22 protein-coding genes and 1 pseudogene are annotated in these 23,312 nt (G+C 70.7%); 8 read left to right on the top strand and 15 right to left on the bottom strand.

What is annotated here, in order from left to right:
• From ACFPIH_RS16940 to ACFPIH_RS16925, 4 genes and pseudogenes are all read right to left on the bottom strand, one after another.
• On the bottom strand, positions 1 to 444 hold the full coding sequence (locus ACFPIH_RS16940; RefSeq protein WP_381171215.1) for a hypothetical protein: 444 nt from the start codon (positions 442 to 444) through the stop codon (positions 1 to 3).
• Positions 445 to 462: 18 nt separating this feature from the next.
• Positions 463 to 1,011 carry an RNA 2'-phosphotransferase gene (locus ACFPIH_RS16935; RefSeq protein WP_381171480.1) on the bottom strand — a complete coding sequence of 183 codons (549 nt, stop codon included), beginning with the start codon at positions 1,009 to 1,011 and terminating at the stop codon, positions 463 to 465.
• A gap of 200 nt (positions 1,012 to 1,211) precedes the next feature.
• Positions 1,212 to 2,969 (bottom strand): SDR family oxidoreductase, encoded by a 1,758-nt coding sequence (locus ACFPIH_RS16930; protein ID WP_381171217.1) that lies wholly within the window; start codon positions 2,967 to 2,969, stop codon positions 1,212 to 1,214.
• Positions 2,966 to 3,055: pseudogene (locus ACFPIH_RS16925) on the bottom strand (M24 family metallopeptidase); the annotation flags it as partial. The pseudogene ACFPIH_RS16925 and the gene ACFPIH_RS16930, both read right to left, overlap by 4 nt.
• A gap of 165 nt (positions 3,056 to 3,220) precedes the next feature.
• Between ACFPIH_RS16925 and ACFPIH_RS16920 the strand changes: the two are divergent.
• The 5 genes from ACFPIH_RS16920 (at position 3,221) to ACFPIH_RS16900 (ending at position 7,150) form a co-directional block, all read left to right on the top strand.
• Positions 3,221 to 4,216: an ABC transporter ATP-binding protein gene (locus ACFPIH_RS16920; RefSeq protein ID WP_381171482.1), complete on the top strand. Its 996-nt coding sequence runs from the start codon at positions 3,221 to 3,223 to the stop codon at positions 4,214 to 4,216.
• A complete protein-coding gene (locus ACFPIH_RS16915) occupies positions 4,206 to 5,114 on the top strand; it encodes an ABC transporter permease subunit (protein ID WP_381171219.1) in 909 nt (302 codons plus the stop codon). The genes ACFPIH_RS16920 and ACFPIH_RS16915 overlap by 11 nt, the downstream gene beginning before the upstream one ends.
• A complete protein-coding gene (locus tag ACFPIH_RS16910; RefSeq protein WP_381171222.1) occupies positions 5,111 to 6,022 on the top strand; it encodes an ABC transporter ATP-binding protein in 912 nt (303 codons plus the stop codon). Before ACFPIH_RS16915 ends, ACFPIH_RS16910 begins: the two co-directional genes overlap by 4 nt.
• Positions 6,023 to 6,033: 11 nt before the next feature.
• Entirely contained in the window at positions 6,034 to 6,753 is a 720-nt protein-coding gene (locus ACFPIH_RS16905) for an ABC transporter permease subunit (protein ID WP_381171224.1), read from the top strand.
• Between the two features lie 154 nt (positions 6,754 to 6,907).
• Complete coding sequence (locus ACFPIH_RS16900) at positions 6,908 to 7,150, top strand: SGM_3592 family protein (RefSeq protein ID WP_381171226.1); 243 nt, start codon at positions 6,908 to 6,910, stop codon at positions 7,148 to 7,150.
• 334 nt (positions 7,151 to 7,484) lie between these two features.
• Here the strand turns inward: ACFPIH_RS16900 and ACFPIH_RS16895 are convergent, their stop codons facing one another.
• From ACFPIH_RS16895 to ACFPIH_RS16855, 9 genes are all read right to left on the bottom strand, one after another.
• On the bottom strand, positions 7,485 to 8,303 hold the full coding sequence (locus ACFPIH_RS16895) for an HAD family hydrolase (protein ID WP_381171228.1): 819 nt from the start codon (positions 8,301 to 8,303) through the stop codon (positions 7,485 to 7,487).
• Entirely contained in the window at positions 8,300 to 9,577 is a 1,278-nt protein-coding gene (serS, locus tag ACFPIH_RS16890; protein WP_381171230.1) for a serine--tRNA ligase, read from the bottom strand. The genes ACFPIH_RS16895 and serS overlap by 4 nt, the downstream gene beginning before the upstream one ends.
• A 571-nt stretch (positions 9,578 to 10,148) precedes the next feature.
• Complete coding sequence (pheA, locus tag ACFPIH_RS16885; RefSeq protein ID WP_381171232.1) at positions 10,149 to 11,084, bottom strand: prephenate dehydratase; 936 nt, start codon at positions 11,082 to 11,084, stop codon at positions 10,149 to 10,151.
• 79 nt (positions 11,085 to 11,163) lie between these two features.
• On the bottom strand, positions 11,164 to 12,447 hold the full coding sequence (efeB, locus tag ACFPIH_RS16880; protein WP_381171234.1) for an iron uptake transporter deferrochelatase/peroxidase subunit: 1,284 nt from the start codon (positions 12,445 to 12,447) through the stop codon (positions 11,164 to 11,166).
• Between the two features lie 8 nt (positions 12,448 to 12,455).
• Complete coding sequence (locus tag ACFPIH_RS16875; RefSeq protein WP_381171236.1) at positions 12,456 to 14,513, bottom strand: copper resistance CopC/CopD family protein; 2,058 nt, start codon at positions 14,511 to 14,513, stop codon at positions 12,456 to 12,458.
• 13 nt (positions 14,514 to 14,526) lie between these two features.
• Entirely contained in the window at positions 14,527 to 14,979 is a 453-nt protein-coding gene (locus ACFPIH_RS16870; protein ID WP_381171238.1) for a copper chaperone PCu(A)C, read from the bottom strand.
• Positions 14,976 to 15,638, bottom strand: coding sequence for an SCO family protein (locus ACFPIH_RS16865; RefSeq protein ID WP_381171240.1), 663 nt, complete (start codon positions 15,636 to 15,638; stop codon positions 14,976 to 14,978). The genes ACFPIH_RS16870 and ACFPIH_RS16865 overlap by 4 nt, the downstream gene beginning before the upstream one ends.
• Before the next feature lie 120 nt (positions 15,639 to 15,758).
• A complete protein-coding gene (locus tag ACFPIH_RS16860; protein ID WP_381171242.1) occupies positions 15,759 to 16,532 on the bottom strand; it encodes a YcnI family copper-binding membrane protein in 774 nt (257 codons plus the stop codon).
• 125 nt (positions 16,533 to 16,657) lie between these two features.
• The gene (locus ACFPIH_RS16855; RefSeq protein ID WP_381171244.1) at positions 16,658 to 17,542 is read right to left on the bottom strand and encodes a hypothetical protein; all 885 of its coding nucleotides are present in this window, start codon (positions 17,540 to 17,542) and stop codon (positions 16,658 to 16,660) included.
• 263 nt (positions 17,543 to 17,805) lie between these two features.
• Here ACFPIH_RS16855 and ACFPIH_RS16850 point away from each other — a divergent pair, with 263 nt between their 5' ends.
• From ACFPIH_RS16850 to ACFPIH_RS16840, 3 genes are all read left to right on the top strand, one after another.
• On the top strand, positions 17,806 to 18,267 hold the full coding sequence (locus ACFPIH_RS16850) for an ATP-binding protein (protein ID WP_381171246.1): 462 nt from the start codon (positions 17,806 to 17,808) through the stop codon (positions 18,265 to 18,267).
• 111 nt (positions 18,268 to 18,378) lie between these two features.
• Complete coding sequence (locus ACFPIH_RS16845) at positions 18,379 to 19,299, top strand: intradiol ring-cleavage dioxygenase (protein ID WP_381171248.1); 921 nt, start codon at positions 18,379 to 18,381, stop codon at positions 19,297 to 19,299.
• Between the two features lie 11 nt (positions 19,300 to 19,310).
• Positions 19,311 to 20,126: a triphosphoribosyl-dephospho-CoA synthase gene (locus ACFPIH_RS16840; RefSeq protein WP_381171250.1), complete on the top strand. Its 816-nt coding sequence runs from the start codon at positions 19,311 to 19,313 to the stop codon at positions 20,124 to 20,126.
• Between the two features lie 57 nt (positions 20,127 to 20,183).
• On the opposite strand, the gene ACFPIH_RS16835 is transcribed toward ACFPIH_RS16840, so the two are convergent.
• Both ACFPIH_RS16835 and ACFPIH_RS16830 read right to left on the bottom strand, forming a co-directional pair.
• The gene (locus ACFPIH_RS16835) at positions 20,184 to 21,644 is read right to left on the bottom strand and encodes an aminopeptidase P family protein (protein ID WP_381171252.1); all 1,461 of its coding nucleotides are present in this window, start codon (positions 21,642 to 21,644) and stop codon (positions 20,184 to 20,186) included.
• A gap of 99 nt (positions 21,645 to 21,743) precedes the next feature.
• Positions 21,744 to 23,261, bottom strand: a complete 1,518-nt coding sequence (locus tag ACFPIH_RS16830; RefSeq protein WP_381171254.1) for a PP2C family protein-serine/threonine phosphatase — start codon at positions 23,259 to 23,261, stop codon at positions 21,744 to 21,746.
• Positions 23,262 to 23,312: the final 51 nt, after the last annotated feature.

The raw sequence follows: 23,312 nt of genomic DNA, 5'->3' as shown, positions 1-23,312 counted from the left end.
TCATCGCACCCGGCTCGCCAGCCAGCCGCTCAGCCCCAGCGAGATGAACTCCTTGTGCACGCGGTCGCCCGGCAGCGGCACCACCAGGAAGCTTCCCGGTGGGAAGCGACGGGACGTGACCCAGGCATGGCCCTCGTGGACGGCCCGGACGAAGGCGGGGACGTCGTCCCGGTCGACATCGGGACACTCCACCCCATCGACGGTGATCAGGGCGTCGCCGTCCGGGTAGAGCCGCACGCTCACGCTCGGCCGGCCGCCGAGCTCGACGTAGGCCTCGTGGGGCAGGGAGCCGTCCGGGTCGGTGGTGACGCCGATGCCCGCGGTGGTGCGGCGGGAGGTCTGGTCGGCGCCGATGTCATGGGTGACCTCGATCTCGAGCGCGTACGCGTCGGCGATTTCCCGGAGGGCGGTGACGGCGGCTTCCGTGGTGGGGAGGTGGTCCATACCAGTGATAATGCAGCGTCAGTGCTGTTCGGGAAACCTCAGATACCGCGGCGGTACGGTCTTGGTCAGCCACACCCCGTTGGCGCTGACGTGGAACACATGGCCGTCGCTGTGCATGGCTCCCGCGTCCACCGAGAGGACGACGGGGCGGCCCCGGCGGGCACCGACGCGGGTGGCGGTCTCGCGGTCCGCCGAGAGATGCACGTCGTGCCGGTTCATGGGCCGCAGCCCCTCGTCCCGGATCGCGTCCAGGTAGCGGGCCACGGTCCCGTGGTACAGGTACGGCGGCGGGGTCGCCGGGGGCAGGCCGAGCTCGACCTCGATGCTGTGGCCCTGGCTGGCGCGGATCCGGGTGCCCTCGACGGCGAAGCGCTTCTTGTCGTTGGCCGCGACCACGTGGTCCAGCTCGGCCCGGGTGAAGCGGAAGCCGTGCGCGGCGCAGGCCGCGATGAGTTCGTCGATCTCGACCCAGCCGGCCTCGTCGAGGGTGAGGCCGATGCGCTCGGGCTGGTGGCGCAGATGCTTCGAGAGGTACTTCGACACCTTCACGGTGCGTCTCTCGTCCATGTCCTTTTCGTTCACGCTCCCAGCATGACGGGAGAGACGTGGATCACCTATCCAATTTCGCGCTCCAGGTTTGATCCACAACCAACAGTAGTTATCCACAGGCAAGTTGGAGTTTCTGTGGACAACTGGCGGCCGTTTTCGGACCTTTCGCCAACCTCAACTGACGGCCCGTGACTTGGAGCAGGACACCCCAAGTCCCCTCACAGGGGTGGCCGCAGCCGTGCCACAGCTCTCAACATCCCGGGTGCGAAACGCGACAGCGCATGCGCTCCGCGTGCCTCCGGCGTCACCGGGACCACCGCCTCGTTGCGGACCACCGCACGCAGGATCGCGTCCGCGACCTTCTCCGGCGGGTAGTTGCGCAGCCCGTACGCGCGCGTGGAGCGTTCCCGGCGGCGCTTCTCCTCGGCCGCGTCGACGCCGACGAAGGTGGCCGTGGACGTGATGCCCGTGTTGACCAGTCCAGGACAGATCGCCGTAACGCCGATGCCCTGACCGGCGAGTTCGGCTCGCAGACACTCGCTCAGCATCAGGACGGCCGCCTTGGAGGTGCTGTAGGCGGGCAGCGCCCTGGACGGCAGAAAGGCCGCCGCGGAGGCGGTGTTGACGATATGCCCGCCCTGCCCGCGCTCCGCCATCCGCCGGCCGAAGAGCCGGCACCCGTGGATGACACCCCACAGGTTGACGTCGAGAACCCGGCGCCAGTCGTCGGGCGTCGTGTCGAAGAAGGAACCCGACAGCCCGATCCCGGCGTTGTTCACCAGCACGTCCAACACCCCGTACTCGGTATGGACCTTGTCGGCGAGTTTCTCCATCTCCTGTTCGTCGGAGACGTCCACGGTCTCCGCCCAGGCCTCCGGCGCGCCGATCAGCCGGGACCGCTCCGCGGTACGGGCCGCGCTCTCGGCGTCCCGGTCTACGGCGATCACGCGCGCGCCGGCCTCGGCGAACGCGAACGCCGTGGCCCGCCCGATCCCACTGCCCGCACCCGTGACCAGCACCAACTGCCCGCCGAATCGGTCTGCGTGGCGTCCTGTGGCGCGCCGCTCCGGCTGCCCGTCCTCGACGGACGCGACGAACCCTGCGATCCAGGAGGCGACCTGGTCGGGGCGCGTGCGCGGAATCCAGTGCTTCGCCGGGAGCGTGCGCCGGGTCAACGACGGCACCCACCGCTCCAGTTCGTCGTACAGCCGCTCCGACAGGAACACATCGCCCAAGGGTGTGACGAGCTGCACGGGCGCGTGGGCGTGCGCGTCGGGACGGGGGCGGCGCAGCCGGGTCCGCACGTTGTCCCGGTACAGCCAGGCGCCGTTGGCGGCGTCCGACGGCAGCGACGGCGTCGGGTAGTCGTCGCCGGACACCTTCTCGAGGCGCCGCAGAAGGCCCGGCCAGCGCTTGCCGAGCGGGCCGCGCCAGGCGAGTTCGGGCAGGGCGGGGGTGTGCAGCAGGTACACGTACCAGGACTTGGCTCCCTGGCCGAGGAGTTGGCCGACCCGGCGCGGAGTCGGCCTGGTCAGGCGCTGGTTGATCCAGTGGCCGAAGTGGTCGAGGGACGGCCCGGACATCGAGGTGAAGGACGCGATGCGGCCCCTGGTGCGCTCGACCGTGACGAACTCCCAGGACTGCACCGAGCCCCAGTCGTGCCCCACCAGGTGCACCGGCCGGTCCGGGCTCACCGCGTCGACCACCGCGAGGAAGTCGTCCGTGAGCTTCTCCAGGGTGAAACCTCCGCGCAGGGGAAGCGGCGCCGTCGAACAGCCGTGCCCCCGGACGTCGTACAGGACGACATGGAAGCGCTCGGCCAGCCGCGCGGCCACCTCGGACCACACCTCCTTGCTGTCCGGGTAGCCGTGCACCAGTACGACCGTCGGCCGCCCGGGATCCCCCAGCTCGGCGACGCACAGCTCGATGCCGCCCGTCCGCACCCGGCGCTCCCGCGCGCCCTTCAGCACCGTCACTCGTCCTCCGCCCAGCGCCGCACGTGCGGCAGATCGTCGTCCAGCAAGAAGGCACTCTCCTCGGGATCCGCGGCCGAATCTGACACTTGCTAGATAAATCGTCAATAGGGCGGGTAAGGGCTGAGAGCCGGCGGCCGTAACTCTCAAGCAGGGGATCCCCTACGGGCCCGTACATCTGAGGTCTGACGTGAAGACGGCTCTGAAGTCTGACGAAATCCGTGGCGAACATCACTAAATTCGAGAACGTGACTGTGATCGCGACCGAAAGCCTGAGCAAGCGGTTCCCCCGGGTGACCGCTCTTGACCGGCTCTCCGTGGACGTCGGCCCCGGTGTGACCGGACTCGTCGGCGCCAACGGAGCCGGCAAGTCCACATTGATCAAGATCCTGCTGGGTCTGTCCCCCGCCACGGAGGGCCGCGCCGAGGTGCTCGGCCTCGACGTCGCCACCAAGGGCGCCACCATCCGCGAGCGCGTCGGCTACATGCCGGAGCACGACTGCCTGCCGCCCGACGTCTCGGCCACCGAGTTCGTCGTGCACATGGCCCGCATGTCCGGCCTGCCGCCCACCGCCGCCCGCGAGCGCACCGCCGACACCCTGCGCCATGTGGGGCTGTACGAGGAGCGCTACCGCCCGATAGGCGGCTACTCCACGGGCATGAAACAGCGGGTCAAGCTGGCCCAGGCGCTGGTGCACGACCCGCAACTGGTCTTCCTCGACGAGCCGACCAACGGCCTCGACCCGGTCGGACGCGACGAGATGCTCGGCCTGATCCGCCGCATCCACACCGACTTCGGCATCTCGGTCCTCGTCACCTCCCACCTGCTGGGCGAACTGGAGCGCACCTGCGACCACGTCGTGGTCGTCGACGGCGGCAAGCTCCTGCGCTCCAGTTCCACCACCGACTTCACCCAGACCACGACCACCCTCGCGATCGAGGTCACCGACACCGACGACCACCCGGACGGCACCCGCGCGGTGCGCGAGGCGCTCCACGCGCGTGGGGTGGACGTCCTCGAATCCGGCACCGGCCTGCCGGGCGCCGGCCACATCCTGCTGCTGACCGCACGCGGCGAGGAGACGTACGACGTCGTCCGGGACGTGGTGGCCGACCTCGGCCTCGGCCTGGTCCGCATGGAACAGCGCCGGCACCACATCTCCGAGGTCTTCACGGACGCCGACGAGAAGAACACCGACGGCAACGACAGCGACGAGCAGCGGAAGGAGGCCGTCGGCCATGGCGGTTGAGCACCCGGTCACCGCGCCCCCGGGCGACCAGACCCGTATCCACAACATCGGCTACCGCAGCTACGACGGCCCCCGTCTCGGCCGCGCCTACGCCCGCCGCTCCCTGTACTCGCAGTCCCTGCGCGGCTCCTACGGCCTCGGCCGCTCGGTGAAGTCCAAGGTGCTGCCGATGCTGCTGTTCGTGGTGATGTGCGTGCCCGCGGCCATCATGGTCGCCGTCGCGGTCGCCACGAAGGCCAAAGAACTCCCCGTGGACTACACGCGCTACGCGATCGTCATGCAGGCCGTCATCAGCCTGTACATCGCCTCGCAGGCACCCCAGTCCGTCTCGCGCGACCTGCGCTTCAAGACCGTGCCGCTGTACTTCTCGCGGCCCATCGAGACCGCCGACTACGTGCGCGCCAAGTTCGCCGCACTGGCCTCGGCGCTCTTCGTCCTCACCGCCGCCCCACTGCTCGTGCTCTACGTCGGCGCGCTGCTCGCCAAGCTCGACTTCGCCGACCAGACCGAGGGATTCGCACAGGGACTCGTCTCCGTGGCACTGCTCTCCCTGCTCTTCGCCGGCATCGGCCTGGTCATCGCCTCGGTGACCCCGCGCCGCGGCTTCGGCATCGCGGCCGTCATCGCCGTCCTGACCATCTCCTACGGCGCGGTCTCCACCCTCCAGGCCATCGCCGACGCCCAGAACAGCACCAGTGCGGTCCCGTGGATCGGCCTGTTCTCGCCGGTCACGCTCATCGACGGAGTGCAGTCCGCCTTCCTGGGCGCCAGCTCGGCCTTCCCGGGCGGCATAGGACCCTCCAAGGGCGAGGGCGCGGTGTACGTCCTCGCCGTCCTCGGCCTGATCGCCGCCAGCTACGGCCTCCTGATCCGCCGCTACCGGAAGGTGGGCCTGTGACCACGCTCAGCATCGACCACGTCTCCCGCTGGTTCGGCAACGTGGTCGCCGTCAACGACATCACCATGAACATCGGCCCCGGCGTCACCGGACTGCTCGGCCCCAACGGCGCCGGAAAGTCCACCCTGATCAACATGATGGGCGGCTTCCTCGCCCCCTCCACCGGCACGGTCACCCTCGACGGACAGCCCGTCTGGCGCAACGAGGCGATCTACAAGCACATCGGCATCGTCCCCGAGCGCGAGGCGATGTACGACTTCCTCACCGGCCGCGAATTCGTCGTCGCCAACGCCGAGTTGCACGGCCTGGGGGACAAGGCCGCACAGAAGGCGCTGGCCACGGTCGAGATGGAGTACGCGCAGGACCGCAAGATCTCCACCTACTCCAAGGGCATGCGGCAGCGCGTGAAGATGGCCAGCGCGCTCGTCCACGAGCCGTCGCTGCTCCTGCTCGACGAGCCCTTCAACGGCATGGACCCGCGTCAGCGGATGCAGCTGATGGACCTGCTGCGGCGCATGGGCGACGAGGGCCGCACCGTGCTGTTCTCCTCCCACATCCTCGAAGAGGTCGAGCAGCTCGCCTGGCACATCGAGGTCGTGGTCGCCGGACGGCACGCGGCAAGCGGCGACTTCCGCAAGATCCGCCGGCTGATGACCGACCGGCCGCACCGCTACCTGGTGCGCTCCAGCGACGACCGCGCCCTCGCCGCCGCGCTGATCGCCGACCCGTCGACCTCCGGCATCGAGGTCGACCTGGCGGAGGGCGCGCTGCGTATCCAGGCCGTCGACTTCGGCCGCTTCACGGCCCTGCTGCCCAAGGTCGCCAGGGACCACGGCATCAGGCTGCTCACGGTCTCGCCGTCCGACGAGTCCCTCGAGTCCGTCTTCTCGTACCTGGTCGCGGCGTAGGAGGCCCAAGAATGTACGACCCCACAGTCGCCCGGCTCACGTACCGGGCACTGCTCGGCCGCCGCCGGGCCCTCATCCTGGGCGCCCTGCCCCTGCTGCTGATCGCGATCTCCGTGGTCGTGCGCGGCCTCGCGGGCGCCGACGACCAGACGGCCGCCGACCTGCTGGGCGGGCTCGCGCTCGCCACCATGGTGCCGATCATCGGCGTCATCGCCGGCACCGGCGCGATCGGCCCGGAGATCGACGACGGCTCCGTGGTGTATCTGCTGTCCAAGCCGTTGAAGCGGCCGACGATCATCTTCACCAAGCTGATCGTGGCGGTAGCCGTCACGATGGTCTTCTCGGCCCTGCCGACGCTGATCGCCGGCTTCATCCTCAACGGCAACGGCCAGCAGGTCGCCGTGGCCTACACGGTGGCCGCGCTGGTCGCCTCGATCGCCTACGCGGCACTCTTCCTGCTGCTGGGCACGGTGTCCCGGCACGCGGTGGTCTTCGGACTGGTCTACGCCCTCGTCTGGGAAGCCCTGTTCGGCTCACTGGTGCCGGGTGCGCGCACGCTCAGCGTCCAGCAGTGGTCGCTGGCCGTCGCCCAGAAGGTGGCCGGCGGGGACCTGGTCACCTCCGAGGTCGGACTGACGACGGCGACGGTGTTCCTGGTCGTCGTGACCGTCCTGGCCACCTGGTACGCGGGACAGAAGCTGCGGGCGCTGACGCTGGCGGGCGAGGAGTAGGAGGCGGTCCGGAGACCGGCGTGGTCCCTGACGGGGCGTGGGTTCCCTGACGGGACCGCGGGGCCACGCAACGGGGCGGGCGGGCCCGCCTTGACGGGGGCTTCACGCCCCTCCGCGCACACTGGACAGAGCGGATGAGACCAGGAGGACGGGGATGGCGGACGACACATCGGTCAGCGGCGGTCGCGGACAGTCCGGGGACGAGGTCTGGGATGACCTCGTCCTGGACGAGGAGTTCATACGGTCCGCCGGGACGTCCGAGCCGTCCGCCCGGGCCCGGATGCTCGCCGCACGCTGGAAGTCGCAGGAACCCGAGCCGCAGCCGTGGCGCTCCGACGAGCCGCCCGCCGGATGGTTCTTCAGCAAGTCCCGCCGCCGCAGGTGGCGTCGCCGGTAGCGGCCGATTTATTCGGTGGCGCCCAACTCGTCCCCCGGGCAGAGTTGTTGTCGTCCACCACATGCCGGGAGAGGAGCGGGGCGATGTCCATGCACGGCAGTACGTCCAGCTCCCGACAGGGCAGCCGGCGGCGGGCTTCGGAGTAGTTACCCCTCCATAAAGCCCGGTTCGCACGGAGAGCTGCCCGGGGCGGCCGCTTCGAGCACGCGATGTCGCTCTCGCGTGGGCCGCCCTCCCGGAGGACAGACGTTGTCACTGCTGGTCGCGCCCACGCGGCGGAGCCGCATGTTCATACAGCCCCGCGCCCCTGATCGTCTGTGGCGAACGGGCGCTCTTAACCCAGCAGGCGTTCCAGGACCGTCGCGATGCCGTCCTCCTCGTTCGAGGAGGTCACCTCGTCGGCGACCGCCTTCAGTTCCTGGTGGGCGTTGGCCATGGCTACGCCGTGGGAGGACCAGGCGAACATCGGGATGTCGTTGGGCATGTCGCCGAAGGCGATCGTGTCGGCTGCCTTGAGGCCCAGGCGCCGGGCCGCCAGGGAGAGGCCCGTGGCCTTCGACAACCCCAGGGGGAGCAGTTCCACGATGCCCTCGCCGGCCATGGCGACGCTGACGAAGCCGCCCGCGGCACGGCGGGCCGCCTCGGCGAGTTCGTCGTCGGAGAGAGCCGGGTGCTGTATGTAGATCTTGTTCAGCGGGGCGGCCCAGAGGTCGGACGCGTCCGTGAGGGGGATCGAGGGAAGGACGCCGGAGACCGCGTAGCCGGGGCTGACCAGTACCTCGCCGTCCAGGCCGTCCCGGCTCGCCGCGAGATGCAGCGGGCCGACCTCCGCCTCGATCTTCGCGAGGGCGACCCCGCCCAGCTGGCGGTCCAGGGTGACGGATGTCAGCAGGCGGTGCTCGCCGACGTCGTAGACCTGGGCGCCCTGACCGCAGACGGCGAGGCCCTGGTAGCCGAGGTCGTCGAGGATGTGTCGGGTCCACGGGACCGAGCGGCCCGTGACGACGATGTGCGCGGCACCCGCCGCGGTGGTGGCGGCGAGTGCCTCACGGGTGCGCTGCGAGATGGACTCGTCGGAGCGCAGGAGCGTCCCGTCGAGGTCGGTCGCGATCAGCTGGTACGGGAACCCTCCGGAGGGAGACTCGGCGCTCACTTGGTGACCGGTTCCAGGACCTCACGGCCGCCGAGGTAGGGGCGCAGCACCTCGGGCACGCGCACCGAGCCGTCGGCCTGCTGGTGGTTCTCCAGGATGGCGACGATGGTGCGCGGGACGGCGCACAGCGTGCCGTTGAGCGTGGCCAGCGGGCGGACCTGTTTGCCCTCGCGGACCCGGATCGACAGCCTGCGGGACTGGAACTCGGTGCAGTCCGAGGTCGAGGTCAGCTCGCGGTACTTGCCCTGCGTCGGGATCCACGCCTCGCAGTCGAACTTGCGGGCGGCCGAGGCGCCGAGGTCTCCGGTGGCGACGTCGATCACGCGGAACGGCAGCTCCAGCGAGGTCAGCCACTGCTTCTCCCACTCCAGCAGGCGCTGGTGCTCGGCCTCCGAGTCGCCGGGGGAGACGTAGGAGAACATCTCCACCTTGTCGAACTGGTGGACGCGGAAGATGCCCTTGGTGTCCTTGCCGTGCGAGCCGGCCTCGCGGCGGAAGCACGGGGAGAAGCCCGCGTAGCGCAGCGGGAGCTTGTCCGCGTCGATGATCTCGTCCATGTGGTACGCGGCGAGCGGGACCTCGGAGGTGCCGACCAGGTAGAGGTCGTCCTTGTCGAGGTGGTAGACGTCCTGGGCCGCCTGGCCGAGGAAGCCGGTGCCGGCCATGGACTGCGGGCGGACCAGCGCCGGGGTGAGCATCGGCGTGAAGCCGGCCGCCGTGGCCTGGGCGATCGCCGCGTTGACCAGGGCCAGCTCCAGCAGGGCGCCGACGCCGGTCAGGAAGTAGAAGCGGGAGCCGGAGACCTTCGCGCCGCGCTCCACGTCGATCGCGCCGAGCAGCTGGCCGAGCTCCAGGTGGTCCTTGGGCTCGAAGCCCTCGGCGCCGAAGTCGCGGATCGTGCCCTGCGTCTCCAGGGTGACGAAGTCCTCCTCGCCGCCCACGGGCACGTCCGGGTGGACGAGGTTGCCGAGCCGGAGCAGAAGCTCATGGGTCTCGGCGTCGGCCGCGTCGCGCTCGGCGTCGGCGGTCTTGACGTCCGCGGCGAGCTGGCTCGCCTGCTTCAGCAGCTCGGCCTTCTCGTCTCCGGCGGCCTTGGGGATGAGCTTGCCGAGCGACTTCTGCTCGGCGCGCAGCTCGTCGAAGCGGACGCCGGACGACCTGCGCCGCTCGTCGGCGGACAGGAGGGAGTCGACGAGCGCGACGTCCTCTCCACGGGCGCGCTGGGACGCGCGCACACGGTCGGGGTCCTCACGGAGCAGGCGAAGGTCAATCACGCGGTCAAGGCTACCGGTGCGGGGTTGCGGCTCACGACTCACTATTCCGAAGCGTGTGATGAGCGTGTGACGGCCTGTGCCGCGCACGTGCAGTGTGTAATGAATTGTCCCTTACGTTCTGTTATGCGGAAATTGCCGAGTGTGTCAAGAAAAAGTGTCTCACTAACTGGGACGGGGCATGCGGCGGGCGCCGCGTTGACTCGATTTCCCTGTGGGGAGCGGTACTTGGAGGCGGAGTTGTCCACAGGAATCCACACCCCGAGCGAGTTATCCACAGGGTGTGCGAAAGGTCTGTGGACATTGGATTCGATCATTGCGGGGGCGTGCCGAGGGGTGGCGAATCCTGTGCTCAAACCCCTCTCGCACCCACTTTCGGGTGGAAATGGGTCGCCCCAAAGGATTGATCAAAGGAAACAAGTGGACGAAGGGTGAGGTGTCGAGCGCGGTCGACACCTGTGCGTCACAGGGCGATTTGTCGACTGTGCAGTGCTGCGGTGTCGACTTGTCCCCAGGTCGAGAAGGAGGCCTGTGGATAACTTCTGTGGATAACGCAGAGCCGAACGTACGACTGTCAGAAACGGCCGTCCTGGCAGCGCGCCACCCAGTCCGCCGCCGACATGAACGCCTCGTCCGAGGTCCCGGGCAGCGGAGCCGGTACGTCCGCCGCGCTCACCACGTCCGCCCTCGGGTACGAGCCGAGGAAACGGACATCGCGGCAGATCCGCTTCAGCCCGGTCAGCGTGTCCGCCACCCGGCGGTCGGAGATATGGCCCTCGGCGTCGATGCAGAAGCAGTAGTTGCCGATGCCGGCGCCGGTCGGCCGGGACTGGAGCAGCATGAGGTTGATGCCCCGGGTCGCGAACTCACCCAGCAGGTCACGCAGGCCGCCGGGGTGGTCGTCGCGCTGCCACAGCACCACCGACGTCTTGTCCGCGCCGGTCGGTGCCGCGGGCCGGGCCGGTCGGCCCACCAGCACGAACCGGGTCTGGGCGTTCTCCGCGTCGTGGATCCCGGTCTCCAGGGCCGTGAGGCCGTACCGGGCCGCGGCGAACTCACCGGCGAAGGCGGCGTCGTAGCGGCCTTCCTGGACCAGCCGGGCGGCGTCCGCGTTCGAGGCCGCCGACTCCCACAGGGCCTCCGGGAGGTTCGCCTTCAGCCAGTTGCGCACCTGCGGCTGGGCCGCCGGATGCGCCGAGACCGTCTTGATGGCCGACAACTCGGTGCCGGGCCGGACCAGCAGCGCGAAGGTGATCGACAGCAGCACCTCGCGGTAGATCATCAGCGGTGTGCCCGCGACGAGTTCGTCGAGCGTGGTGGTGATCCCGCCCTCGACGGAGTTCTCGATCGGCACGAAGGCGGCCTCGGCCTCCCCGCCGCGCACGGCGTCGAGCGCCGACTGCACGGACACATAGGGGATCAGCTGCCGGGTGGCGGTCTCCGGAAGCGTGCGGAGGGCGACCTCCGTGAAGGTGCCCTCAGGACCGAGATACGCATAGCTGGCTGGCATGACCTCACCCTAATGGCCCTTGTGGAAGCAGACGGGCGTGTCTCGTCGGCGCCCCTCGCAGGAATGAATCCGCGGAGCCTCAGGCCTCCAGCAAGGCCTGGCCGACGTACTCGCCCTGCGCCGCCCCGCCCGGGACCGCGAACAGGCCGCTCGCCTCGTGGCGGATGTACTTCGACAGGGCGTCGCCTCGGTCCAGCTTGCGCTGCACGGTGACGAAGCCGCGCAGTGGGTCCGCCTGCCAGCAGACGAACAGCAGGCCCGCGTCCGGGGTGCCGTCCACGTCGATGCCGTCGTGGTAGGAGAAGGGCCGCCGCAGCATGGCCGCGCCGCCGTTCTGGTCGGGGCGGGTGATGCGGGCATGGGCGTTGAGCGGGACGACCAGATCGCCGTTCGCGTCCGTCTTCTCCAGGTCCATCGCGGTCGTCTCGTCGCCGCCCGACAGCGGCGCCCCGTTGGCCTTGCGGCGCCCGACGACCTGCTCCTGCGCCGTGAGCGACAGCTTCTCCCAATCGTCGAGGAGCATCCTGATCCGGCGTACGACGGCGTAGGAGCCGTTGGCCATCCACGCCGGGTCCTTCTTGCTCGACGCCGGGACGAAGATGCGCTGGTCGAAGTCGGACTCGGTCGGCTTGGGATTGCGGGTGCCGTCCATCTGGCCCATCAGATTGCGGGCCGTCATGGGATGGGCGGTCGCCCCCGGGGTGCGGTTGAAGCCGTTCATCTGCCAGCGGACCTTCGCCGCACTGCCCGCGTCCTTCTGGATCGCGCGCAGGCCGTGGAAGGCGACCAGGGCGTCGTTCGCGCCGATCTGCACCCACAGGTCACCGTTGCTGCGGGCCTTGTCGAGATGGTCGGAGGAGAAGTCCGGCAGCGGGTCCAGAGCGACCGGGCGCTGCTTCTCCAGGCCGGTGCGGGCGAAGAAGCTGTTGCCGAAGCCGAAGGTGATCGTCAGCGAGGAGGGGCCGGCGTCCCGGGCGACGTCCGTGTCGTCGTTCGGCGCCGCCTCGCCCGCCATCAGCCGCCGGGCCGTCTCCGACCAGCGGCGCAGCAGCGCGACGGCCTCCTTGCGGCCGGCGCCGGCCGCGAGGTCGAAGGCGACGAGATGGCCGCGGGCCTGGAGGCCCTCGGTGATGCCGGGCTGATGTTTCACGTGAAACGGCACCTGCCCGGCGCCGATCGAGGACAGCGGGGTCGCCTGCGCGGGCGCGGACACATAGCCCACGGCCGCGCCCGCCGCGCCGAGCACGAGCCCGGTGGCACCCGCGGTGCCGAGCAGCCTGCGCCGGGTCGGGCCGTCGGGAGCCGGCGGGCCCTCCGGCCCGACTTCCGGGGCGGCGGCCTGAGGGATGGTCTGGTCGGACATGGTGCGGTTCAGCCGATCTGCGCGTTCTTGGAGACGGTCACCTGGTCGATGTCGGAGGTCCGTACGGTCACGGCGACCTTCCACTCGCCCGCCACGGGGATCTGCACTCCGGTCGCCGCCCAGTGACCGGTGGCGATGTGGTCGGGCGTGACGGGCAGCGGGCCGATCTTCTTGGCCTCCAGGGTGAAGGCGACCTTGACCTCGGGGATGTCGAAAGCGCGGCCGTTGGGCCGGGTCACATAGACATGCATCTCATTGGCACCGGTGCGCGCGGGGTTGAGTTCGACGCTGACGACCCCCTTGCCGTCGGTGCCACCGGTGTCGAAGGACATGTCCAGGGTCACGGCGGCGGAGGTGGAGTCCCCGGAGTCCGAAGACGACGAGGACGACGAGGAGGTCGCGTTCGCCTTGGCCGCGTCCAGCTCCGTACGGCCGGGCTCGGTGGAGGTCAGCACGGTGGTGACGGCGAGGAGGACGACGGCGACACCGGTCTCGGCGAGCACCGAGCGGCGCAGTCCGAAGCGGTTCGGGTCGGCGTCCCGCAGCCGCTTCTCGCGCGTCGCGTCCACGGCGGCCTGCTGCCGGGCGAGCTGGGCGCTCCGCTCGGTGTCCTCGGCACCGGGTCCGGCTGCCTTGCCGCCGGACCCGCCGCCGGACTTGCCACCGGTCCTGTCGCCGGCCTTGGCAGCCCCCTTCCCGCCTGCCGTGGCGCCCGCGCCCGCCTTCACAGCGCTGTCCCCGGCCCCGGCCGGGGCCGTGACGTGCTCCTTCTCGGGCGCGGACTTCCGTACCGCCGCCTTGACCGTCGTACCGGCCGTACCGGCGGCGGTACCAGCCGTGTCGGCCAGTCGCGCGGTCCACCGTCGGGAGATCCACGCGACGCCGACGAGCAGGGCCACCAGGCAGATCTTGACGAGGAGCAGCTGGCCGTAGCGGGTGTCGGTGAAGGCGGACCAGGAGCCGAGCTGGCGCCAGGACTGGTAGACGCCGGTCGCCACGAGGGTGATCACGCTGCCGAAGGCGACCTGGGAGAAGCGGTGGACGGCGGTGGCCTCGACGGGCCGGTCCGCGGGCGCCCGGTACAGGGCGACGAGGAGCGCGGTGAGTCCGCCCAGCCAGGTGGCGACGGCCAGCAGATGCAGGACGTCGACCGGCATCGCGATGCCCGGCTGGAGGCCGGTCGAGGCGTGCTCGGCCATCGCCCAGCTCGCCGCGAGCCCCGCGGCCACCACGGTTCCGCCGACCGCGAGCCCGAAGGTCAGGTCCCGCTTCTCCTCGTCCTCCCGCTTGTCGTACGCGCCGAAGAGCACGGCGATGAAGAGCGCCGCCGCGGCGAGCAGCAGCAGCCGGGAGACGAGCGCCGCGCCCGTCTTGGTCTGCAGGACCTGGCCGAGCAGCTCCAGGTCGAAGATGTCCCCGAACTTCCCGGAGGTGGTGTACGAGCCGCGCAGGAGCAGCAGGAACAGCGTGGCGGCGGTCATCGCGAGCCAGCCGGAGACCACGAACCGCTGCATCGCCCGCACTCCGGTGCCGCGCTGCCAGCAGGCCAGGACGAAGGCGGCCCCGCCGGCCAGCACGATGAACCCGGCGTACGACATGTACCGCCCGAAGCCGTAGAGCCAGCCGACGACCCCGCCGCCCGCGGTCTGGTCGGACACCGAGACGCTGGTCTTGGAGGCGGAGCCGATGGAGAAGGTGTAGGCGCCGGCGACCGGGTGGCTGTCGGCGGACACCACCTGGTAGGTCACGGTGTACGTGCCGTCGGGCAGCCCCGAGTGCAGCTGGACGGCGTACGACGTGCCGCTGACGTTGGACGGCTTGCCCTCGTCGACCCGGGCGCCCTTGGGGTCCAGGACGCGCAGCGAGTCGTCGTTCAGGGAGACGGTCTCGGAGAAGGTCAGCGTCACTTGGGTGGGAGCCTTGTCGACCACCACCCCCTGCTGGGGGTCGCTGCCGGTCAGCGCGGCGTGCGCGGCGGCCGGTCCCGCGCCGGCCAGGAGCGCACCGGTGACCGCCAGGAACAGCAGCACGATCATCCGGACGCGGGGGGCGATGGTCTGCCTCACGGTGGTCCCTCCCTCAGTGGCCGGTCTTGGGGTTGTACACGGCTGACTCCACCGGGATCTCGACCTTCAGGGGGCCGGATCCGGCGAAGTGCAGTTCGACGTCGACCGTCTCGCCCCGCACCGGCTTGCGCTTCAGCTTCTCGAACATCAGGTGGTTTCCACCGCTCTTGAACACGAGTTGACCGTGCGCGGGCACATCCAGGGAGCCGACCTCCTCCATCGACGACCCGACGGTCTCGTGGAGGGTCACGCTGCCCGCGACGGCGCTGGTGACGGAGGTCAGCTCGTCCTTCGCGCCGCCCTTGTTGACGACGGTGAGGAAACCGGCGGCCATGGTGTCGGAGACCGGCTGCGGTATGTAGGCGGACTCGACGGACAGTTCCGCCTTGCCGTCGGAGTCCGAACCGCAGCCCGTCAGAAGGAGCGCCGCGGCGAAGACGGCGCTGCTCCCGGCGAGGTACCTCACGGGTTCTGCCCCTTGACGATCTTGGGCAGGTCCTTGGTGTAGTCGTCGACCGTGGCGTCCTCGCCGTACAGCAGGTACCCGCCGTCCGTCTTCGGGGAGAAGGCGACGACCTGGGTGCCGTGGGTGGAGACCATCTTGCCGTTCTTGTCTTTGTGCGGCGGCTCGACGGAGATGCCCAGGCTGCGCGCGGCGGCCTGGATGGTGGCGAACTTGCCGGTCAGGCCGACGTCCTGGGGGTCGATGCCCTTGAGCCACTTGCCGAGTGCGGCCGGGGTGTCCCGGTCCGGGTCGGTGGTGACGAACACCACGCGCAGGTCGTCCTGGTCGGCCTTGGACAGCTGCTTCTTGGCGACGGCGATGTTGCTCATCGTCAGCGGGCAGACGTCCGGGCAGTTGGTGTAGCCGAAGTAGATCAGGGTGGGGTGGCCCTTGGTCTCCTTGCGGAGGTCGTACGACTTGCCCTGGGTGTCGGTGAGGACCAGGTCGGGCTTGGCGAAGGGCTGGTCGAGCACCGTGGCGGCCTGCTGCGAGCCGCCCTCCTCGTCGACGGAGGCCACTGAGGCGACCGAGCCGGTGTCGCTGTCCCCGTTGCCGCAGGCGGAGAGGGTGAAGGTGGCGGCGGCGAGCAGCGCGGCCACGGCGAGCGTCTTCTTACGCATAGAAAAATGTCCCAGATATGTGTACTGCGTCGCGCACCGGGGTCTTGGGCACGAGCCCTGGTGCCCCGGTGCGCAGGCGGTCGAGCAGGGTGGGTCGGGCAGGTGGGCCGGGCCCGGGACTCAGGACTCCGCGGGCGTCCGGCGGCGTCCGGCCAGCACGCCGTACGCCACTCCCGCGGCGCCGACGACGATGCCGACCACGCCGAGGACGCGGGCGGTGGTGTCGGTGCCGCCGGAGGAGTCGGCGGCCTCGGTCGTCGCGGCCGCGGCTTCGGCGTCTTCGGCCTCGTCCGAAGCCTTCTCCGCGGTCGCGCCGTGGGCGTGCTCGTCCTCGGCGGCGTCGGAGAGGGCGAGCACGGGCGCCGGGTTCTCCGGCTCCTCGGCGCCGTTCTCCTGCACCTCGATCCAGCGGACGACTTCCTTGTTGGAGTACGTCTGGATCGCCTTGAAGACCAGTTCGTCGGCGTCGTCGGGCAGGGCGCCCATGGAGACCGGGAAGCGCTGGACGAAGCCGGTCGCGATGCCCTTGTCCTCGGCGGTCCAGGTCACCTTGGTGACGGCCTCGGTGATCTGCCGCCCGTGCATCTCCAGCGGCTTGGCGAGCTTGCTCTTGGTGACGGCGATCTTCCAGCCGTCGATCTGCTCCGGCATCACCGAGGCGAGCGGGTGGTCGGCCGGGAAGGTGACCTCGAGCTTGGTGGTCGTGGCGTTGTCCCGCTCGTTGGGGACACGGAAGTTGACCAGGGCGTAGCCGCCCTTGGCGGCGGTGCCGTCCGGCTGCACGCTGACGTGCGCGAACGCGGGCGAGGACAGCACGAGTACGGCGGAACCGGCGACGGCCGCCGCGGCGGCGAGACGAGCGGTGGTACGAGAGACGCTACGAGAGACCTGCATGACAGGAGCACTCCACTCTGGGTGAGGTCCGGCGGTGTTGGGGGGCGCGCGGGGACGAAACACACGCACGCGCGCGTGCCGTACGACAGCGGCCACCCCTCCCACGGAGTGCTGGTCGTGTCGCGTCAGGCAGCGAGGACGAAAAGGGATACGTCCGGCGGGCCGCGTCTGATCACCGTGTGCTGGAGTGCGCTGGTCCGGGGCTTCGGCGGCGCGCGGAACGCCGTACGCGCGGCGTGCGGTTCCGTACCGGGTGTGGCGGGCAGTCCCCCGAGCAGGGCGCGCACCAGCGCGAGCGCCCCGCGCAGGGACCGTACGAGGGCTCCCTCGGCGATGCCGTGCGCCGACAGTTGGATCAGCCGCCGCAGTGCCGCGTCGCCGCGCCGCAGCAGCCAGCCGGTGGCCAGGGCGGCGAGGACGTGGGCGAGCAGCATGGGCAGGGACGGCAGCAGGGACATCGACGAGCCGGCGGCGGTGGACAGGGCGTCGGCCGGATGGTGCATGGCACCACCCATTCCGCCCATGCCGCTCATGCCGGCCATCGGGTCCGTCTGCGACCCGGTGCCGTGATCGCCGGTGTAGAGCCGGGCCTCGATGAGCATGCTGCGGGCCCGCGCGGGGCTGATCGGCGCCGCCGTGGCCCCACAGACCAGCCGGGCCGCGCGTGCCACCAGCGTCGCGTCGGAGGCCGCGGCGGAGGACGCCACGGTCGTCGTACCGCTGTGCGCGAGTTGCCCGACCCCGAACAGCGTGTGCAGCACGGTCTGTCCGACCGCGAGCAGCGCCGCGATGCCCGGCAGCGAGCGCTCGCGCCCGGCAAGCGGCACCACGGCCGCGAGGACGCCCAGGAAGCCGACGGTCAGCGTCCACAGCGGAACCGTGGCGCAGGAGGCCAGTGCGTGCCCTGCGGCGGCCAGCACGACGCAGACCGCGGCGAACACCGCGGCCCGCAGCAGGCGGACGTCGACGTCGCGTCCGGAACGCACCGGGCGCGGGTGGGGGGCACTCATGGCGGGCTCATCATCGCACTGGCCTTACGGACGCCATACGGCAGGTCCACAAGGTTCCGTACGGTGCGGTACGTCATGGTAAAAATTGGAAGATCATATTCTGATGTGACTGGTACGACCGATGCCCTCTGGGGTGCACATACACCGATTCCGGCTCTGGTCGCATCCGCCGTATGGGCGGCGTCACGCGGAAATCGCGCTTATACAGGCGCGTGGGCGGCAATACGTATCGGTATGTCGAGCCGCGGCCAGGAGGCTGGAGCATGAGCATCTGGTGGTCACTCCATCTGCGGCGTGAAGCCGCGAGCGTCCCGCTCGCCCGCCGGCTGCTGATCGGCACCATGGAGACGGCGGGCGTGGATCCCGACGTCAGTTACGACCTCTCCGTCGCCCTGAGCGAGGCCTGTGCCAACGCCGTCGAGCACGGTGGGGACGGCGCGCGCGGCGGCCGTTCGGAGGCGTACCGGGTGACCGCCTATCTGGACGGCGAGAAGTGTCGTATCGAGGTCGCCGACTCGGGCCCGGGCTTCACCGGCGAGAGAGCGGAGAAGGCCGTCCGCCCCGCCGTCGCGCCCGGGTACGCCGAACAGGGCCGCGGACTCCACCTCATCCAGGAACTCGCCGATCACGTCCACATCGGCAACATGCCCGGGCACAACGGAGCCGTCGTCAGCTTCGACAAGCTGCTCAAGTGGCGCGAGGACGCACCCTTGATGGCCGTATGACGGCGCGTCAGTTCACCTGACGTACGGGGGACTTCAGCTTCCTCAGCACTCACAGGTTCCTCTCAGCGTTCTTTCAGCCCGCTGATTGCCTGCGTTCCTAACTTCCTGGTCATGACGGGAAACCACAAGGACACCAGCATCACCCGGCGCCGCGCGCTCGTGGTGACGGGCGGTACGGTCGCGGCCGGCGGACTCGCCGTCGCGGGCTACCAGTCGGCGTTCGCCGACACCGGGACAGGCGCCGAGGCGACCGCGGACGCCACCTCCACCAGCAGCGCGTGCATGACGCTGATGAGCAGCGTCACGGAAGGGCCCTACTACCTCGACGGCGCCCTGGTGCGGAAGGACATCACCGAGGGCAAGAGCGGCGTACCGCTCACCCTGCGCCTCACCGTGGTCGACGCCACCGACGGCTGCACGCCGGTCAAGGGCGCCGCGGTCGAGATCTGGCACTGCGACGCCTGGGGGTACTACTCGGGCTACACCACCGCCAACCCCGGCGGCTCGGCCCCCGCCGAGAGCGAGGACGGCTCCACCGCCAACGACAGCACCTATCTGCGCGGCTACCAGGTCGCCAACGCCAACGGGGTCGTCAAGTTCGAGACGATCTTCCCCGGCTGGTACACGCCCCGCACCTGCCACATCCACGTCAAGGTGCACACCGGCGGCGAGAAGGAGGACGGCACCTACGAGGGCGGCAAGGTCAACTACACCGGCCAGTTCTTCTTCGACGACGCCATCGCCGAGGAGATCTTCACCCTGGAGCCGTACTCGAAGCACTCCGGCAGCTACACCACCCTCGACAACGACATGGTCTACGACGGCGGCGGCGCCTCCAGCGGACTGCTGACCCTCAAGGCCGTCCACAAGAAGGACCCCTCCAAGGGCTACAAGGGCTTCCTCACCCTCGGCGTCGACCCCGACGCGGAGAACACCGGCGCCGGCAGCGGCGGCGGCGGAGGAACTCCCCCGAGCGACGCGCCGACGGGCACCCCGCCGAGCGACGCCCCCTCCGCCTCGGCATCCTCCTGAGGCAGGGCCCCATGACCCGCCGTGAGGACGACGTGCTCGCGCAGGCCGCCGTGGCCGCGCTGACCGGTCAGCTCGCCCTGGCCCCCAAGCCGGGCCTGCCCGACCCCCGTGACCTGGACGCCCGTGTCACCCGCCGGGACCACTGCGGGCTGCGCTGGTCGGCCAAGGCGCTCTCACCCGGCCTCGCGGCGATGGCCGCCGCCGCCCGCCGCACCGGCGAGGCGACGCCCCGGCTCCGCGCGGAACTGGGCGCGATAGGCCGCTGCACCGAGCATTCGGTGGGCCTGGCCGGCGGCGGCCACCGGGGCGCCCTGTGGACGCTGGGCCTGCTGGTCTCGGCCGCCGCGCTCGACCCACGCGCGCGTGGGGCCGAGATCACCGCGACCGCCAAGCGGATCGCCGCCCATCCCGACAAGGGCGCGCCACGGCGGCCGTCCCGCGGCTCGTCGGTGTCCGCGAAGTACGGCGCCGCGGGCGCCCGGGGCGAGGCGCGCGCCGGATTCCCGCATGTACGGCGTGCCCTGGACGCCCTCGCCAAGGCCCGCCGGGCCGGTGCGGGCGAGCCGGAGGCGCGCCTCGACGCGCTGCTCACCGTGATGTCCACGCTCCAGGACACCGAACTCCTGCACACCGCCGGCCCCCTGGGCCTGCGCCATGTCCAGGCGGGCGCCCGCGGCGTCCTGGAAGCGGGCGGTACGGCGACGGAGGCGGGCCGCGACGCGCTCGCCGCCCTCGACGCCGATCTCCACACGCGCGCGTGGAGCCCACGCGGCAGCGCGGGCCTCCTGGCGGGCGCGCTGTTCGTGGACGCGCTGCCGGTCGTCTGACAGCCGCCGGTCGGTGGGAGTGACACACACAGAGCCACCGACCGGCGATGCCGGATGTCAGCCCTTCAGGCCGGCCATCCACGCCTCGACCTCGTCGGACCGGCGCGGGAGCCCGTCCGACAGGTTCCGGTTGCCGTCCGCCGTGACGAGGATGTCGTCCTCGATCCGCACGCCGATCCCCCGGTACTCCTCGGGCACGGTCAGATCGTCGGCCTGGAAGTACAGCCCGGGCTCGACGGTCAGCACCATCCCCGGCTCCAGCGTGCCGTCGACGTACGACTCCACGCGCGCGGCGGCGCAGTCGTGGACGTCCATGCCGAGCATGTGCCCGGTGCCGTGCAGCGTCCAGCGGCGCTGGAGGCCGAGCTCCAGCACCTGCTCCACCGGGCCCTCGACCAGCCCCCACTCGACCAGCTTCTCGGCCAGCACGCGCTGCGCCGCGTCGTGGAAGTCGCGGTACTTGCCACCCGGCTTGACGGCCGCGATACCGGCCTCCTGGGCCTCGTACACCGCGTCGTAGACCTTCTTCTGGACCTCGGTGTAGCGGCCGTTCACCGGCAGCGTGCGGGTGACGTCGGCGGTGTAGTACGTGTGCGTCTCGACGCCCGCGTCCAGCAGGAGCAGGTCGCCCGAGCGCACCGGCCCGTCGTTGCGTACCCAGTGCAGCGTGCAGGCGTGCGGCCCGGCGGCGGCGATGGTGCCGTAACCGATGTCGTTGCCCTCCACGCGCGCCCGGAGGAAGAACGTTCCCTCGATGTAGCGCTCGGAGGTGGCCTCCGCCTTGTCGAGCACGCGTACGACGTCCTCGAAGCCGCGGACCGTGGAGTCGACCGCCTTCTGCAGCTCGCCGACCTCGAAGTCGTCCTTGACCAGACGGGCCTCGGAGAGGAAGACGCGCAGTTCCTCGTCGCGCTCGCCGGTGACCTTGTCGGTGAGGGCCGCCTCGATGCCGGCGTCGTAGCCGCGTACGACGCGTACCGGGCCGGTGGCCTCGCGCAGCGTGCCGGCCAGCTCGCGGACGTCGGCGGCGGGGATGCCGCACCGCTTCTCGGCCTCGTTCAACGAGTGCCGCCGGCCGACCCACAGCTCGCCCTGGCCGGAGAGCCAGAACTCGCCGTTCTCGCGGTCGGAGCGCGGCAGGAGGTAGACGGTCGCCCTGTGGCCGTCGGCGACGGGCTCCAGGACCAGGACACCGTCCTCGGTCTGGTTTCCGGTCAGATAGGCGTACTCGACCGACGCGCGGAACGGGTAGTCCGTGTCGTTCGAACGGGTCTTCAGATTGCCCGCGGGGACCACCAGACGCTCGCCGGGGAAGCGCGCGGAGAGCGCGGCGCGCCGGGCGGCGGTCTCGGCGGCCTGGGGGATCGGCTCCAGGTCCCGCAGCTCGGTGTCGGCCCAGCCGGACTTCATGTTCTCGGCCAGTTCGTCGGAGACGCCCAGGTACAGGCTGTTCTTGCGCTGCTTGACGGGCTCTTCCGCGCTCTCTTCCGGGGTCTCCGGGGTGAGCTCTTCGGCCACGGTCTTCCTCCTCGATACGGCACTGAACCCCCTCCATCGTACGGTCGTACGTAAGGGAGCCCAGGGGGGTTCGTTCCGAGCGGAACCGTTCCCGGCCGGTCACTCGAACCGCGCCGCCAGCAGCACCACGTCCTCCTCGCTCTGCCGCTCGGCGAGCCCGTCCGGCAGGACCGTGCGCAGCACATGGTCGGCGATCGCGCCCGGGTCGTGGCGCAGCGCCTTCGGCACACCGGAGGCGGCCGCGTGGAGGCGGGCGAAGGCGCGGTCGACGGGGTCGCCGGTGCGGTGCAGCAGACCGTCGGTGTAAAGCAGAACCGTCTCGCCCGGCTCGGGCTCCAGCTCCACGCTGGGCGCCTCCCAGCAGGCCAGCATGCCCAGCGGCGCGGAGACGGAGGTCTCCGCGAACGCGGTGCGCCGCTCGCCGACCAGCAGCGGCGGACAGTGGCCCGCACCGGCCAGGGTGATCTTGCGCAGGGCGGGTTCGCAGTAGGCGAACAGGGCGGTCGCCGAGCGGGCGGGCTCGGTCAGCCGCAGCAGCAGCTCCAGGTCGGACAGGACGGCGACCGGGTCCTCGCCCTCCATCACGGCGTACGCCCGCAGGCTGGCGCGCAGCCGGCCCATCGCGGCGACGGCGCTCGGCCCGGATCCGGTGACCGAGCCGACCGCGAGGCCCAGGGCCGCGTCCGGCAGGGGCAGCGCGTCGTACCAGTCGCCGCCCCCGCGCGGGCCGGTACGGTGCCGGGCCGCGAGCTGGACGCCGGGCACCCGGGGCAGCCGGGACGGCAGCAGTTCCTCGGCCATCGTCGCCATGCACGCGCGTGTGCGCTCGGTCTCCAGCAGCCGGGCGAGGTGCTCGGCGGCGTAGCGGACGTACAGGCCGACCAGGTGGCGTCGGCGTTCGTCCGGTTCGGCGGGCTCGTCGTAGAGCCAGACGGCCGCTCCCAGCCGTCCCCCGGCGCCTTCCGGGACCAGGGGCAGGGCGTAGCTGGCGGCGTAGCCGAGGCGGGCGGCGACCTCGCGGTGGCGGGGGTCCAGGCCGTCCTCGGCGAACAGGTCGGGTTCGGCGATCTCGCCGTCGCCGCCGGGCAGCCCGTCGAGGATGCGCCCGTGGGACAGGGCGGTGCGCGGCACGGTCTCGATGTGGCCCAGATCTGCGCGGCCGAGGCCCAGGCCGATCGTGGAGTCCGGGCCGAGCCCGTCCGCGGGTTCCAGCACGACGAGACCGCGCCGGGCGCCCACGAGGGCGGCTCCGGCGCGCAGCAGTTCGATCTGGGCCTCGGCCAGGGTGTCCGTCCGGGCCAGGCGTTCGGTCAGTTCGTGCAGGGTCGTGAGGTCCGACACCCAGCCGGCGAGCCGGTCCGTCAGCAGGGCGCCCGGGCCGGAGGAGGCTGTGGCGACCGATGAGGTGCCCGGGGCTGCGGGCGCGGGCGCGACAGTGTGTGCGGGCGAGGGAACCGTTGAATCGATTCCGGCCACTTTCGGAGCGTGAGGGGCGTTCATGGCGTCCGGCTCTCGGACCGGAGCGTTCTGCTCAAAAGCATCGCAAACCCCCATGTCATTCTGCGCCGCTAGCAGTGTCTCCACATGTACACGCACTCGTAAGGGGATGTCCAGCATTGTCCTGTAGGGATCGCTGGTGTCCGTGGGGCCTATGGGGGGAATACGGCA

Source organism: Streptomyces vulcanius, assembly GCF_042653945.1.
Lineage (GTDB): Bacteria > Actinomycetota > Actinomycetes > Streptomycetales > Streptomycetaceae > Streptomyces > Streptomyces mangrovi.
Note: the sequence above shows the minus strand (reverse complement) of the source record. Positions and strands in the feature narration are given on the sequence as shown.